The sequence below is a fragment of the Clostridium sp. MF28 genome, assembly GCF_002969175.1.
In the GTDB taxonomy this organism is placed as follows: domain Bacteria; phylum Bacillota; class Clostridia; order Clostridiales; family Clostridiaceae; genus Clostridium; species Clostridium beijerinckii.
The window spans coordinates 3897630-3912668 of the sequence record NZ_CP014331.1; the positions used below are offsets into that span (position 1 = coordinate 3897630).

Below are 15039 nucleotides of genomic sequence, written 5' to 3' on the forward strand. Positions count from 1 at the left end.
GTGATTTTTATAAATGGAAAGACGTGATGTTGGAGGGCAAGCTGTCATAGAAGGTGTTATGATGAGAGGAAGTAAAAATCTTGCGACTGCTGTTAGAACTCCCAAAGGTAATATAGAAATAGATTTTAAAGATAATAGACCAGTAACAAAAAAATATCCGATTTTAAATATACCTTTTCTTAGAGGTTTTTTCGTACTAGTAGAATCAATGAAGGTTGGAATGGAATCATTAAACTACTCAGCATCATTTTTGGAAGAAGATAATGAAGAACCTTCTAAATTTGAAAAATGGTTAGATGACAAACTGGGAGAAAGGGCTAATAGTGTATTAATGGCAATAACTATGTTTATTTCTTTTCTTTTCGCTATAGGACTTTTCGTTGCATTGCCAACAGGCATAGCATCAGTTTTCAAAGGTGCAGGTATTTCGAATGTAATGCTGAATCTGATCGAAGCTCTTATAAGAATAGTGATTCTCTTGCTTTATATGTTTTCTATAAGCAAACTTAACGATATATATAGAGTGTTTCAATACCACGGAGCTGAACATAAGACTATATTCTGTTATGAAGCTATGGAAGAATTAACTGTAGAGAACGTTAGAAAACAATCAAGATTACATCCAAGATGCGGTACTAACTTTTTGTTTTTGGTAATGTTTGTTAGTATTATAGTGTTTTCTTTTACTGGGTGGGTGGAATCATAGAAAGGTTAGCTCTTAGAATTATTCTTATACCAGTAGTTACAGGGATTAGTTATGAGATAATAAAATGGCTTGGTAAAAATGACAGTATGCTAGCTCAAATAATAGCGTATCCTGGTCTTAAGTTACAACTGTTAACAACTAAAGAACCAGATGATTCCCAAATTGAAGTGGCTATTGCATCGTTGAAAGCAGCAGAAGGAATAAAAGATCCAAATAAAAATATTGAAGAGCTGATAAAAACAGGTACATTTACATTAAAAGAAAATGGTATAGATACTGCTAGGTTAGATGCAGAGCTATTGTTAGGAAATATTATTGAGAAAGATAGGGTTTACTTAATTACACATAAAGAAGATGAAGTAAGTAAGGAAGATGCTGAAAAATATTTTGATTTGATTGAAAAACGTAGAAATAAAATGCCAGTAAAATATATTCTAAATAAATGTGAATTTATGGGTATCGAATTTTATGTTGAAGAAGGTGTTTTAATACCAAGAGGGGATACAGAGATACTTGTAGATGAAGTTCTTAAAATTATAGAAGAAAATCAAGAAATGCAAATATGCGATTTGTGTTCTGGATCTGGTGCAGTTGGTATATCATTAGCACATTTTAGGCAAAATATAAAAGTTGATTTAATAGACTATTATCCTATTCCGGAAAAAGTATCACTAATTAATATAGAGAAAAATAAGTTAGAAGATAGAGTTTTCTTTATAAAAAGTGATTTGCTAGAAGAGTCGATAAAAAATAATAAAATATATGACATTATAGTATCAAATCCTCCGTATATTGAGGCATGTGAAATTGGGAAATTAATGGAGGATGTAAAGAATTATGAACCGCACACTGCATTAAATGGTGGAAATGACGGATTAGATTTTTATAGAAAAATAATTGACCAAAGCCAATATACATTGAGAGAAAGTGGGATATTAGCATTTGAAATAGGATATAATCAAGGAGAAGCGGTGAAACTATTAATGGAAAATAACGGTTTTACTAATGTGAAAATTGTTAAAGATTTTGCTAGCCTTGATAGGGTGGTAGTTGGAATTAAAATTTAATTGAAACAGATCTTTTAGGTATAAGAACGAATTAAGAAGTCATAGGATGTATAATTTATAAATGAGGTTAGTTGGTTAAGTAATTAAAATATGATATAATGTAGAAATGTGAAAAAAGAAGTACGGAGTGATCAAATGTTATTAGATAAATTAGAATTTATAGAAAACAAATATGATGAATTATCAGTGAAAATAAGTGATCCATCAATTATGCAGAATCAGAATGAATGGAGAAAACTATGTAAGGAACATGCTGACTTAGAAGTTATAGTTAATAGCTATAGGGAATATAAGAAAGTAGTTGAAGATTTAAAAGCTAACAAAGAAATGTTAAGCGGTGAAAGTGATAAAGAGATGAGAGAAATGTTAAATGAAGAAATAACTGATCTCACAAATAGAGAAGAACAACTAGAAACAGAAATACAAATTTTATTATTACCAAAAGATCCTAATGATGATAAGAACGTATTTGTTGAAATCAGAGGGGGTGCAGGTGGCGAAGAAGCTGCACTATTTGCATACAATTTATTTAGAATGTATACAAGATATGCTGAAACTCAACGATGGGGCGTAGAAATCATGAGTTTGAATGAAACAGATCTTGGTGGTTTTAAAGAAGTTGTTTTTATGATAAAAGGTAATGGAGCTTATTCTAAATTAAAATATGAAAGTGGAGTTCATAGAGTTCAAAGAGTACCAGATACTGAATCAAGTGGAAGGATTCATACGTCAACAGCTACAGTAGCAGTGCTACCAGAAGTTGATGATGTTGAAATAGAAGTTGCAGATAAAGATGTTAGAATAGACGTATTTAGAGCTTCAGGAAATGGAGGACAGTGCGTTAATACTACAGACTCGGCTGTAAGAATTACTCACTTGCCTACAGGGCTTGTAGTTTCATGTCAAGATGAAAAGTCACAATTAAAAAATAAAGAAAAAGCTATGAAAGTTTTAAAATCAAGATTATATGAACAGGCAGAAAGAGAAAGAGCACAAGGAATAGCAGAAGACAGAAAGAGCCAAGTTGGAACTGGGGATAGAAGTGAAAGAATTAGAACATATAATTATCCTCAAGGAAGAATTACAGACCACAGAATAGGACTAACTTTATATAAGTTAGATACATTTTTGGGTGGAGATATTGATGAAATGATAAATGCACTTATTACAGCTGACCAAGCTGAAAAGATGAAATTAATGGGAAACACACAAATGTAATAACTATAAAGCAAAGCCTTGCATTTTATATATGTAGGGCTTTAAAAGTACATTGGAGATTGATTATGGATATATATAAGGCTGTAAAAAAAGAGCGATTACATTTAAAAATTTTCTTAATTACCATGGTTATTATTGCGTTTTTTCTTCCAACAGTTCTAATAATAACTGGATTAACTACTATTTTTTATATTAGTTATGTGATTTTTATAGAATTTTTAATAGTTATAGCTATTATAATTAAGATGAATGCCTATATTGTTGAATATAGGTGCTTAAATAATAGGTTGATTTTCAAGGTCGGTATTTCCATTAAAGAATATTTAATTATATGTGATAAAGTTGTACTTGTACATACAAATAAATCTGACTATGATTTAGAAATAGTTTTAATAACAAATGTTGTTTTTAAAAATAAGGGATTGAGACCTGTTGATGATGGGTTTTTAAGAAGATATCCACAAATTATTGAAGATTATAATTCTATAAAACAATTAAATTCTCAGAAAGAGTATTATTTTCAAGTAATAAAAAGAGGTGGACTAAAGAAGTATTTATTATTAGATTCAATATATAGGAATTGCGTTAAAGCTATTTACACTGATGAAAGTATACAAAATATAAAAATATCAAGAGGCCAGCTTATAGTTTAATTAGGAATTTTTTTATAAACAATAAGTTTAGAATTAGGGGAAGAAGGTAATATGTTTGAAAACTAAAATTAGTATGATCAAAAATGTTAGTGAGGATGAAGAGAAAATAAGAGAAGCTGCTGAATGTATAAAAAATGGCGGTACTGTAGTTTTTCCTACGGAGACAGTTTATGGATTGGGTGCAGATGCACTTAATGAAGAAGCGGTAGAAAAAATATTTAAGGCCAAAGGAAGACCGCAAGATAATCCACTCATAATTCATGTTTCGTCGAAGAAACTTGATCTATATGCAAAAGAAATACCAAAAGTAGCTGATGAACTTATAAATAGATTTTGGCCAGGACCACTCACAATAATTTTGAGTAAGAAAGATATAATACCTAATGTAACAAGTGCTAATTTAAACTCTATCGGAATAAGAATGCCTGATAATGAAGTAGCTAGAAAACTAATTGAATTATCTCAGACAACTATAGCAGCACCTTCTGCTAATATAAGTGGGAGACCGAGTCCAACAGATTTTCAGAGATGCATAGAGGATCTTGATGGGAAGGTTGATTATATTCTTGGAGGAGAACAGAGTGACATAGGTGTTGAATCTACTATAGTGGATTGCACAGTAGTGCCACCTATAGTTTTACGACCAGGTGGTATTACATTAGAGATGCTTAGAGAAGTTGACCCAAGAATTGAAATAGATAAAGCTATAATGGAAAAACCAAGCGAAAACTTAAAGCCAAAGGCTCCTGGAATGAAGTATAAGCATTATGCACCAAATGCTAAAGTTACAATAATTTCTGGGGAAAGAAAAAAAACTATTGAAAAAATCCGCGAAATGGTACACTATAATATAGAAAAAGGTAAAAAAGTATGTATCCTCACTGTTGAAGAAAATGTTGATGAATATACAGAAGGAACTAGTATAGTATTGGGTAGTCTAAGTGATTTATCAACAGTTGCTAGAAGTTTATTTGAAGCATTGAGAAAGTGTGATGACCTAGGAGCGGATTTAGTTTTTGCAGAAGGATATGAAGAAAAAGGTGTAGGGGTAGCTATTATGAATAGATTAAATAAAGCTGCTGGATTTGATATCATAAATGTATAATAATTATGCATGTTGAAAAATCACAAAATAAATTAGGAGATGATTTAATTATGAAAATTGCAATTGGATGCGATCATGGTGGATTTGAACTTAAAAATGAAATCATAAAGTTTTTAGAAAGTGAAAAGCATGAGATTAAGGATTTTGGTACATATTCAACAGGTTCTTGCGATTATCCGGATATTGCATTACCAGTAGCAGAAGCGGTTGCTGCAAAGGAATATGAGTTTGGTATATTAATATGTGGTACAGGAATAGGAATTGGTATTGCGGCCAATAAGGTACCAGGAATTAGAGCAGCACTATGTTCAGATACATTTAGTGCCCATGCAACAAGAGAACACAATAATGCTAATATATTAACTATGGGCCAAAGAGTTGTTGGAGCAGGTCTTGCTTTAGATATAGTAAAAACATTTATATCAGCTAAATTTGAAGGAGATAGGCACCAAAAAAGAATAGATAAGATTTCAGATATTGAAAAAAAGTATACACATTAGAAAAAAGCAGCTATGCTGCAACCAAGATCATTTAGATTAGAAAAAAGCAGCTATGCTGCAACCAAGATCATTTAGATTAGAAAAAAGCAGCTATGCTGCAACCAAGATCATTTAGATTAGAAAAAAGCAGCTATGCTGCAACCAAGATCATTTAGATTAGAAAAAAGCAGCTATGCTGCAACCAAGATCATTTAGATTAGAAAAAAAGCAGCTATGCTGCAACAATATTAATTTATATTATTAGAAAGCTAAATGGGGTATATAAATATAAAGGGCTATAAATACTAAAAGCAAACTTGGAGGAATAATAATGAGCAAAGTTATAGAAATAAATCATCCACTAATATTACATAAGTTGGCAATCTTAAGAGATGAAAAAACAGGTTCAAAGGATTTTAGAAAATTAGTAGAAGAAATCTCAATGTTAATGGCGTATGAAGTCACACGAGATTTAAATACGGAAGAAGTAGAAGTGAAAACACCAGTAGCAGTTACTAAATGTAAAATGCTTTCAGGAAAGAAAATGGCTGTAGTTCCTATTTTAAGAGCTGGTCTTGGAATGGTTGATGGAGTACTTAATTTAATACCAGCAGCTAAGGTTGGACATATTGGATTATATAGAGATGAGAAAACACTTCAACCAGTTGAATATTTTTGTAAAATGCCACAAGATATTGCAGAAAGAGATATTATAGTAGTTGATCCAATGCTTGCTACAGGCGGATCTGCAATAGATGCTTTAACTATGTTAAAAAATAGAGGTGCAAAAAATTTAAAATTAATGTGCTTGGTTGGAGCACCAGAAGGTATAGAAGCTATTAAAAAAGCACATGATGATGTTGATATATACTTAGCATCAATTGATGAAAAATTAAATGAACATGGATATATTGTTCCAGGTCTTGGTGATGCTGGAGATAGATTATTTGGCACTAAGTAATTAGTGATTTATTAGAATTAAAAGCTATCTACATAAGTTTCTGAATGACCCAAGATAATTTTACTGGGGGGAATATAGAAAATGGAGAGACGAGATAAGAAAAATTATTACTTGGATATTGCTGAAACAGTTTTAGAGAGAGGAACTTGTCTGAGGAGAAACTATGGTTCTATAATTGTTAAAAATGATGAAATAATTTCTACTGGATACACAGGAGCACCTAGAGGTAGAAAAAATTGCATGGACTTGAATAGTTGCATAAGAGAAAAGTTGAAAGTTCCAAGAGGTACTCATTATGAGTTGTGCAGGAGTGTACATAGTGAAGCTAATGCAATAATAAGCGCTTCTAGAAGAGATATGATTGGAGCTACATTATATTTGGTAGGACGAGATGCAAAAACAAGAGAATATGTAAGGGATGCAAACTCTTGCTCCATGTGTAAGAGATTGATAATTAATGCTGGAATTTCTAATGTTATTATAAGGGATTCAAAGCAGGAGTATAGAGAAATAAGCGTAGATTCATGGATAGAAGACGATGACTCTCTAAGAATAGTAAAAGACGCAGGGTATTAATTTTTTAGAATTTGCATATTTGAATAAATCCAACAAGCATTGCGAGTTGGATTTATTTTTAAAGTATAAACTTTACCAGATAGATAGTATGCGTAATACGCTTTTTTCTTTAATGAGGAGATAACGGCTGCACGGCGCTGGATAAGTTTCAACTAAGATTCAGATGGAGACTAAACTACGCCTGAATTAAGTTTAACTTGATTTTAAATATACATAAAGACAGTACTTAGAAATAGAATGAGAAAAATCTATAATTGCTTAAATATAGGAGGAAATAATTTGAGTACAAAGAAAATTATTACGATTTTTGGAACTAGACCTGAGGCTATAAAAATGGCACCTTTAGTAAAGGAATTAGAAAGAAGAGAAGAGATTGAATCGAAAGTTTGCGTGACAGCTCAACACAGAGAAATGTTAGATCAAGTTTTGGAATTATTTGATATAAAACCTGATTTTGATTTAAATATAATGAAGACAAAACAGACTTTAACAGGAATTACGAGTAGAGTTTTAGAAGGGTTAGAGGAAGTTTTTAAAGAAGAAAAGCCAGATATGATATTAGTTCATGGAGATACTACAACTACATTTGCAGGTTCTTTAGCTGCATTCTATCAGCAAATTAAAGTTGGGCATGTTGAAGCAGGTCTAAGGACTTTTAATAAGTATTTTCCTTTTCCAGAGGAAATGAATAGAAAACTTACAGGAAGTCTAGCTGATCTACATTTTGCACCAACTAAAGGTTCGAAGGAAAACTTACTAAGGGAAGGAATAAATGCGAGTGATATATATGTTACAGGAAATACTGTAATTGATGCTATGAAACATACAGTTGAAGATGATTACATCTTTGAAAACGAAGAGTTAAATAATATTGATTTTAGTAAGAAAGTAATAATGATAACTGCTCATAGAAGAGAAAACTGGGGAGAAGGAATCCAAAATATATGTATAGCATTAAACAAAATAGTTGAACAGAATGAAGACGTAGAATTAGTGTACTTAGTTCATTTGAATCCTGTAGTTAAAGATGTAGTTTATGAGAGACTTGGAGGAAAAGAAAGAATTCACTTGCTGTCACCATTAGATACTAAGGAAACGCATAATTTGATGAATAAATCGTTTATGGTTATGACAGATTCAGGGGGATTGCAAGAGGAAGCACCACATTTAGCAAAACCTGTACTTGTGTTGAGAGACGTTACTGAAAGACCAGAAGCTGTAGAGGCAGGCACCGTTAAGTTGGTTGGAACTAATATAGATCAAATAGTATCAGAGGCAAACGAGTTACTTAGAAACCCTGATGCTTATTGTAAAATGAGTAAATCTATAAATCCTTATGGAGATGGAATTGCATCTAGAAGAATAGCAGATGCTATATTAAAATATTTTGGTTTGACAACAAGAGAAGTGGAAGAATTTAAAAGATAAAGTTTGTTTAAATTTTAACAATTTATGCTTGATAAAAGAAATAATAAAAGGTATAATTTAGTTATGTTAATAATTTAACGAAAGTTAATAAAATAATCTATAAAATTTTAGGAGGTCAAACATGAGAGAGGTAGTTATTGTAAGTGCAGTAAGAACAGCATTAGGTAGTTTTGGTGGAGCATTAAAAGATGTCTCAGCAGTAGATTTAGGAGCTTTAGTAATTAAAGAAGCCGTAAATAGAGCTGGAGTAAAACCTGAATTAATTGAAGAAGTTATTATGGGTAATGTAATTCAAGCTGGTCTTGGTCAAAATACCGCAAGACAATCAACAATAAAAGCTGGATTACCACAAGAAGTTTCAGCTATGACTATTAATAAGGTTTGTGGATCAGGTCTTAGAGCAGTTAGTTTAGCAGCACAAATGATTAAAGCAGGAGATGCTGATGTTGTTGTTGCTGGAGGTATGGAAAATATGTCAGCTGCTCCATATGCATTGGACAAAGCAAGATGGGGACAAAGAATGGGCGATGGCAAATTAGTTGATACAATGATAAAAGACGCATTATGGGATGCTTTTAACAACTATCATATGGGAGTTACAGCTGAAAATATTGCTAAACAATGGGGATTAACTAGAGAAGAGCAAGATGCTTTCTCAGCTTCATCTCAACAAAAAGCTGAAGCAGCAATCAAGTCAGGAAGATTTAAAGATGAAATAGTTCCAGTTGTTATTCCTCAAAGAAAGGGAGAACCAAAAGTATTTGATACAGATGAATTCCCAAGATTCGGAACAACAGCAGAAACTTTAGCTAAATTAAAGCCAGCATTTATTAAAGATGGTACTGTTACAGCAGGTAATGCATCAGGTATTAATGATGGAGCAGCAGCTTTTGTTGTTATGAGTGCAGAAAAGGCAGAAGAATTAGGACTTAAACCAATGGCTAAAATACTTTCTTACGGTTCAAAAGGATTAGATCCAGCTATCATGGGATATGGACCATTCCATGCAACTAAGAAAGCTTTAGAAAAAGCTAACTTAACAGTAGAAGACTTAGATTTAATCGAAGCTAATGAAGCTTTTGCTGCTCAAAGCTTAGCAGTTGCTAAAGATTTAAAATTCGATATGTCAAAAGTTAATGTAAATGGTGGAGCAATTGCTTTAGGTCATCCAGTTGGAGCATCAGGTGCAAGAATATTAGTAACTCTTCTTCATGAAATGGAAAAGAGAGATGCTAAAAAAGGATTAGCTACACTTTGTATAGGTGGCGGAATGGGAACAGCTCTTATCGTTGAAAGAATTTAATATAAATTAAGATTTAAAAAAGGTTACTATGATAATTCTCATGGTAACCTTTTTTTATTAAATAAGAGTATAAAATGAAGTTAAAAGAAGAAAATAGAAATGCATGTATTAAATTAGATAGAGCCAGTGGAAAATGAAATTATTATGTATATTCATTATCTGATACAAGGGGTAAAAATATTATCAAAATAATTACTATATATAAACCAGTGGAAAAAATGAAAGAATTTTTAATCATATATTTCATTAAGGTGTTTTATATACTTCATAACATAGTTAATGCGAGGATTTGCTAAAAAATAATACATATAAATTTGGTAATTGTAGATTGAAAAAAAATAAATATTGAATAAGGATTAATTTCTGTATTCAATAATATGAAATGTATAATAGTAAGTATAGCTTTATAAAACCCAAAAATAGTATAAAATTCACCAAATTTTTGAAAATTGATGACAAAATTTGTAATGAAAATGTTAACAAAAATAATATTTTGTAGATAAATATTACGGAATATTTAGAAAATTGAATCAAGCAAGTTTTTAAAAATCATTAAATGAGAAAAATGAAGAAATAACCAATATTAGCTGAGCATTCACGAGTATATGAAATATAAATTCATTATAAAGTAAAAATAAGCTGATTTTACTTTCAAATAGTGTTTTATTAAAGATAAATATAAAGATATAATTACTGATATTGAGGTTAAGGGGGTTATGTATGAATAAAGAAGTGAATAAACTGCTTCTACAGACGATAAAATATGATTTGGGGAGCGGATTATTGATATCTTTAATAATAGTCTTAATTTCCACCTTTATAAATGCAGGAATCTATATGATAGGCATGTGTGTTTCGTTAATAAATTTTCTAGCAAGTGGTTATATAGTTGGAAAGTTTTTGGATAAAAATAGAGCATGGATTATAATTCCTACGTATTTTATTAGGATGGCATTCATAATTGCCACAATATTTCCTTTTTTGGGAAACATGGAATACGTAATATATTATATGATAGGTTTTGTTTCACATTATGTACTACTTATAGTTTTTCGTATTAAAGAAAATAGGAAAGGAAGTGTTTAGAGTGGAGCCCGTGATACCTATATTTTCACCTGAAATTTTTGGCGTTACAGTAGATATTACTGCAGGGATAATAATTGAATGGATTATTATCGCAATTTTAGGGATAGGTGCTTTTCTATTAACAAAAAACTTGAAGTTAAAACCTGGTAAGACCCAAGCGGCTTTGGAAAAAGTCTATCAAGCAATAAGGGACTTTATGGTTGGTACTATGGGTGAAGAATATGAATCATTTCTGCCTTATATAGGAACATTAATGATCTATTTGCTAATACTAAATCTAGTTGGATTATTAGGATTTAAGCCACCTACAAGTGATTTGAGCATAACAGCATCCTTCGCAATAACCACATTTTTAGTAGTGAATTTAAATGCTATTAGAAAGAATGGAATACTTGGGTTTGGAAAGGGATTGTTACATCCATTTATCCCTATGCTGCCATTAAACATAATAGAAAGAATTATTTTGCCAATGTCTTTGGCGCTAAGACTTTTTGGTAACATGGTCGCAGCAGTAATATTATTAGAATTGGTGTATCATGGATTGAGTTCAATATCAATTTTTGCACAGTTTGGTATACCTGTAATATTACACGCATATTTCGATTTATTTGATGGATTAATTCAAATGATAGTATTTACAATGCTAACTATGATTAATATCAAACAAATAGCAGAAGAATAAGTTTAGAAAATTATTAAAAAATTAAAATTAATTAATATCTTAGGAGGAATCATAATGAGTTTAGGAGTTCTAGCAGCTGGTATAGCTGTATTATCTGGTATTGGAGCAGGAGTAGGTATTGGAATTGCAGCTGGTAAGGCAGTTGAAGCAGTAGGAAGACAACCAGAAGCATCAGGAAGAGTAATGACATTTTTCATATTAGGTGCAGCACTTTGTGAAACTACAGCAATATATGGATTAGTAATGGCATTTATGTTAATGAACAGATAATAAATTTGTATGAGTTAATTGCATTGACTCCGAAGGGAGGATATAAGTAAAAATGGAAGTAAATGTATCAACAATTATATTCAATTGGATTAATTTTGGTCTGATAATCTTGATTTTAAAACATTTCTTTTGGGATAAAATCAAAGGAATAATTGAAGAAAGACAAAATCTCGTTAATCAAACGATAAGTAAAGCAGATGAAGATGCTGAAAAAGCTAGAATGTATTTGGTGAAAAATGAACAAATTTTACAATCAGCTAAAGAAGAAGGGAAGAAAATCACTGAAGCTCAAAGAGCAAAAGGTGATAAACTTTACGAGGAAATTGTTCAAAATGCAAAAGTTGAAGCAAATTCAATAAAAGAAAGAGCTAACTTAGAAATTGAAAGAGAAAAAGAAAAAGCAGAATATGAGATTAAAAAACAAGCAGTAGATTTAGCGGTAGAGCTTTCAGTTAAAGCATTAGAGCAGCAGGTAGATGAAGCAACACATAGAAAACTTATTGGCGATTTTATTGCTAAGGTAGGTATGTAAGTATGCAGGAGTATTTAGAAAAAAGATATGCGTTAGCTCTGTATGAAATTGCTGAAAAGAACAATAAAGTGGATGAATATTTACGAGACTTAACAGATATATGTGATATATTTGATGAAAATAAAGAGTTTTATGAAGTAATTAATCATCCTAAAATAAACACAGCAAAAAAGAAACAGTTATTTACTGATTTGTTTAAAGGAAAAATTGATGAAGAATTACTTTCTTTCATGATGATATTGATTGAAAAGGATAGAATTCTTCAGTTAAGAGAAATACTAGATCAAATGGAAAAGATTGATCTAGAAAGAAGAAATACTATAAGAGGTATAGTTAAAACAGTTGTACCACTTTTAGATGAAGAGTTAGAACAATTAAAAGCTATCTTTGAAAAAAAATACGAAAAAAATATTTTATTTGATACTAAAATAGACAAAAGTCTCCTAGGCGGAGTTTATGTTAAAGTTGGAAATGATATTATTGATGGAACTATAAAATCAAAGGTAGAAGAAATGAAAGAATTAATGCTTAAGAAAGAATAGAGGTGAATCCATGAATATTAAACCAGAAGAAATAACTTCTATTATAAAGAAGGAAATAGAGAAATACGAAAAAGATATCAAAACAGTAGATTCTGGTACTATAATCCAAATTGGAGATGGTGTTTCAAGAGTTTATGGATTAGATAATTGTATGCAAGGGGAATTATTAGAATTTCCTAACAATGTATATGGGATGGTTTTAAATCTTGAACAGGATAATGTTGGTTGTGTTCTTTTAGGAGAAGAAAAAGGAATAAAAGAAGGCGATACAGTTAAAGGAACAGGAAGAGTTGTTGAAGTTCCTGTAGGCGAAGCAATGATTGGAAGAGTTGTTAATGCATTAGGAGAACCAATTGATGGTAAGGGACCTATAAGCACAAGCCAAACTAGAGCAATCGAAATTCCAGCAGCAGGTATAATTGATAGAAGTTCTGTTAATGAGCCATTACAAACTGGAATTAAAGCTATAGATTCAATGATTCCAATAGGTAGAGGACAAAGAGAACTTATCATTGGAGACAGACAAACAGGTAAAACAGCTATAGCTATAGATACAATATTAAACCAAAAGGGTAAAGATGTTATATGTATATATGTTGCTATCGGTCAAAAGCAATCTACAGTTGCTCATATATTTAATACATTAACTGAAATGGGGGCTATGGATTATAGTATAGTTGTAAGTGCTACAGCTTCAGAATCAGCTCCACTTCAATATATGGCTCCATATTCTGGATGCACTATAGGAGAATATTTTATGCATCAAGGTAAAGATGTATTAATAATATATGATGATCTTTCAAAACATGCAACTGCATATAGAGCAATGTCATTATTACTTAAGAGACCACCAGGAAGAGAAGCTTACCCAGGAGATGTTTTCTATATACATTCAAGATTACTTGAAAGAGCTGCGAAGCTATCTAAAGAATTAGGTGGTGGATCAATTACAGCACTTCCAATTATAGAAACTCAAGCCGGAGATGTTACTGCGTACATACCAACTAATGTTATATCAATCACTGATGGTCAAATATTCTTAGAATCTGATTTATTTAATGCAGGACAAAGACCAGCAGTAAATGCAGGTATATCAGTATCAAGAGTTGGTGGTAGTGCACAAATTAAAGCTATGAAACAGGTAAGTGGTACTTTAAGATTGGAACTAGCACAATATAGAGAGCTAGAAGCCTTTTCACAATTTGGATCTGACTTAGATGCCGATTCTAGTAGAAGACTTGAAAAAGGTAAGAGATTAGTTGAAGTATTAAAACAAGATCAATATAGTCCACTTGAAGTTGGAAAGCAAATCATAATATTATATGCAGCTGTTAATGATTTCTTATCGGACATTAAAGTTAGCGATATAAAGAGATTCGAAAAAGAATTCTTAGAGTATGTTGATACTCATCATAGAGAAATTGAAAAATCAATTATTACAGGAAAAACTTTAACTGATGAAATAAAATCTATGTTAGAGGAAGCAATAGTTGAGTTTAAAAAGATATTTTTACAAGAAGCATAGCTTAAATTCTTAAGCTATGCCCTTCTTAGGAGGTGGAGATAATGGGCGCAGCTGGACTTCTTGAAATTAAAAAGAGAATTAAATCAGTTGAAAATACAAGAAAAATCACTAATGCAATGGGACTTGTTGCCACTTCTAAGTTAAGAAAAACTAAAAATGAGTTAGCAGTAAACAATAAGTTTATTGATATAACTGAACCTGTCGTAAGAAATCTTGCAACTACAGCTGGTGAAGAAGGAAGCAATGTTTATTTTGAAGGGAATGATAGTCAAAATAAACTATATGTAGTAATAACATCAGATTCAGGATTGTGCGGTGGGTTTAACAGTAGTGTAGTATCTCAATTAGTAAGTCAAATTAAAGATAAAAAGGATACTGCAAAGATTGTTTTAGTTGGAAGCAAAGGTCTTGGTTATTTAAAGAGAATTAAGATAGAACCAGTAGGAGAATATGTTGGTATTGAAGATGTGCCAACAGTAAGCGAAGCAAAAGAAATATTTGATAAAGCTCTTGAAATGTATTTAAATGGTGATGTATCAGAGGTTAATATTGTATACTCTGACTTTATATCATCAGTTAAACAAGAAACAAAGTCAGTTAAGATTTTGCCTATAAGTAAATCTGAAGGCACAACAGGATCATTTCTTATTGAGCCGGATTTAGATATAGTATTAGAAGATGCTCTTAATATTTATCTAAAAGGAAAAATCAGAAGCATTTTATTAAGTTCGAAATGTAGTGAACAAAGTACAAGAATGACAGCTATGGACGGAGCAACAAAGAATGCAGATGATCTATTAGACAAATTAAAGCTTAAATTTAATAGAATTAGGCAAGGTGCGATTACGCAAGAAATATCTGAAATTGTTGGAGGAGCAGCAGCTCAAAATTAGTAAGGAGGTATCT

General features: G+C 31.2%; 15 protein-coding genes and 1 pseudogene. All 16 read left to right on the top strand.

Annotated features, from left to right (window positions below):
* The first annotated feature begins 13 nt into the window (after positions 1 to 13).
* The 16 genes and pseudogenes from prmC to atpG all read left to right on the top strand — a co-directional run bounded on the left by prmC (position 14) and on the right by atpG (position 15026).
* Positions 14 to 1773, top strand: a pseudogene (gene prmC / locus AXY43_RS17130) (peptide chain release factor N(5)-glutamine methyltransferase).
* A gap of 135 nt (positions 1774 to 1908) precedes the next feature.
* Positions 1909 to 2991: a peptide chain release factor 1 gene (gene prfA / locus AXY43_RS17135; protein ID WP_011967753.1), complete on the top strand. Its 1083-nt coding sequence runs from the start codon at positions 1909 to 1911 to the stop codon at positions 2989 to 2991.
* 65 nt (positions 2992 to 3056) lie between these two features.
* Positions 3057 to 3644, top strand: coding sequence for a hypothetical protein (locus tag AXY43_RS17140; RefSeq protein WP_011967754.1), 588 nt, complete (start codon positions 3057 to 3059; stop codon positions 3642 to 3644).
* Between the two features lie 55 nt (positions 3645 to 3699).
* Positions 3700 to 4749, top strand: a complete 1050-nt coding sequence (locus AXY43_RS17145) for an L-threonylcarbamoyladenylate synthase (RefSeq protein ID WP_017209891.1) — start codon at positions 3700 to 3702, stop codon at positions 4747 to 4749.
* Between the two features lie 50 nt (positions 4750 to 4799).
* Positions 4800 to 5249 (top strand): ribose 5-phosphate isomerase B, encoded by a 450-nt coding sequence (rpiB, locus tag AXY43_RS17150; RefSeq protein ID WP_023974847.1) that lies wholly within the window; start codon positions 4800 to 4802, stop codon positions 5247 to 5249.
* A 310-nt stretch (positions 5250 to 5559) separates the two neighbouring features.
* A complete protein-coding gene (gene upp / locus AXY43_RS17155; protein ID WP_011967757.1) occupies positions 5560 to 6189 on the top strand; it encodes a uracil phosphoribosyltransferase in 630 nt (209 codons plus the stop codon).
* A gap of 81 nt (positions 6190 to 6270) precedes the next feature.
* Complete coding sequence (locus AXY43_RS17160) at positions 6271 to 6765, top strand: deaminase (protein ID WP_011967758.1); 495 nt, start codon at positions 6271 to 6273, stop codon at positions 6763 to 6765.
* Positions 6766 to 7002: 237 nt separating this feature from the next.
* Positions 7003 to 8193, top strand: a complete 1191-nt coding sequence (wecB, locus tag AXY43_RS17165; RefSeq protein ID WP_011967759.1) for a non-hydrolyzing UDP-N-acetylglucosamine 2-epimerase — start codon at positions 7003 to 7005, stop codon at positions 8191 to 8193.
* A 121-nt stretch (positions 8194 to 8314) separates the two neighbouring features.
* A complete protein-coding gene (locus AXY43_RS17170) occupies positions 8315 to 9496 on the top strand; it encodes an acetyl-CoA C-acetyltransferase (RefSeq protein ID WP_023974849.1) in 1182 nt (393 codons plus the stop codon).
* Positions 9497 to 10216: 720 nt separating this feature from the next.
* Entirely contained in the window at positions 10217 to 10582 is a 366-nt protein-coding gene (locus tag AXY43_RS17175) for a hypothetical protein (protein ID WP_023974850.1), read from the top strand.
* Position 10583: 1 nt separating this feature from the next.
* A complete protein-coding gene (locus AXY43_RS17180; protein WP_023974851.1) occupies positions 10584 to 11264 on the top strand; it encodes a F0F1 ATP synthase subunit A in 681 nt (226 codons plus the stop codon).
* A 54-nt stretch (positions 11265 to 11318) separates the two neighbouring features.
* Positions 11319 to 11534, top strand: a complete 216-nt coding sequence (gene atpE, locus AXY43_RS17185) for an ATP synthase F0 subunit C (protein WP_017209887.1) — start codon at positions 11319 to 11321, stop codon at positions 11532 to 11534.
* Between the two features lie 52 nt (positions 11535 to 11586).
* Positions 11587 to 12066, top strand: coding sequence for a F0F1 ATP synthase subunit B (locus AXY43_RS17190; RefSeq protein ID WP_023974852.1), 480 nt, complete (start codon positions 11587 to 11589; stop codon positions 12064 to 12066).
* A 2-nt stretch (positions 12067 to 12068) separates the two neighbouring features.
* Positions 12069 to 12608, top strand: a complete 540-nt coding sequence (locus tag AXY43_RS17195; RefSeq protein ID WP_011967764.1) for a F0F1 ATP synthase subunit delta — start codon at positions 12069 to 12071, stop codon at positions 12606 to 12608.
* A gap of 10 nt (positions 12609 to 12618) precedes the next feature.
* Positions 12619 to 14133 (top strand): F0F1 ATP synthase subunit alpha, encoded by a 1515-nt coding sequence (gene atpA, locus AXY43_RS17200; RefSeq protein ID WP_011967765.1) that lies wholly within the window; start codon positions 12619 to 12621, stop codon positions 14131 to 14133.
* Between the two features lie 41 nt (positions 14134 to 14174).
* Positions 14175 to 15026, top strand: coding sequence for an ATP synthase F1 subunit gamma (gene atpG / locus AXY43_RS17205; RefSeq protein WP_011967766.1), 852 nt, complete (start codon positions 14175 to 14177; stop codon positions 15024 to 15026).
* Positions 15027 to 15039: the final 13 nt, after the last annotated feature.

Bases quoted from the DNA above. Each gene is read 5' to 3' on its own strand.
- atpG (WP_011967766.1), top strand. From the start codon at position 14,175: ATGGGCGCAGCTGGACTTCTTGAAATTAAAAAGAGAATTAAATCAGTT.
- prfA (WP_011967753.1), top strand. From the start codon at position 1,909: ATGTTATTAGATAAATTAGAATTTATAGAAAACAAATATGATGAATTA.
- AXY43_RS17160 (WP_011967758.1), top strand. From the start codon at position 6,271: ATGGAGAGACGAGATAAGAAAAATTATTACTTGGATATTGCTGAAACA.
- AXY43_RS17195 (WP_011967764.1), top strand. From the start codon at position 12,069: ATGCAGGAGTATTTAGAAAAAAGATATGCGTTAGCTCTGTATGAAATT.
- rpiB (WP_023974847.1), top strand. From the start codon at position 4,800: ATGAAAATTGCAATTGGATGCGATCATGGTGGATTTGAACTTAAAAAT.
- atpA (WP_011967765.1), top strand. From the start codon at position 12,619: ATGAATATTAAACCAGAAGAAATAACTTCTATTATAAAGAAGGAAATA.
- AXY43_RS17175 (WP_023974850.1), top strand. From the start codon at position 10,217: ATGAATAAAGAAGTGAATAAACTGCTTCTACAGACGATAAAATATGAT.
- AXY43_RS17140 (WP_011967754.1), top strand. From the start codon at position 3,057: ATGGATATATATAAGGCTGTAAAAAAAGAGCGATTACATTTAAAAATT.
- upp (WP_011967757.1), top strand. From the start codon at position 5,560: ATGAGCAAAGTTATAGAAATAAATCATCCACTAATATTACATAAGTTG.
- atpE (WP_017209887.1), top strand. From the start codon at position 11,319: ATGAGTTTAGGAGTTCTAGCAGCTGGTATAGCTGTATTATCTGGTATT.
- AXY43_RS17190 (WP_023974852.1), top strand. From the start codon at position 11,587: ATGGAAGTAAATGTATCAACAATTATATTCAATTGGATTAATTTTGGT.
- AXY43_RS17170 (WP_023974849.1), top strand. From the start codon at position 8,315: ATGAGAGAGGTAGTTATTGTAAGTGCAGTAAGAACAGCATTAGGTAGT.
- wecB (WP_011967759.1), top strand. From the start codon at position 7,003: ATGAGAAAAATCTATAATTGCTTAAATATAGGAGGAAATAATTTGAGT.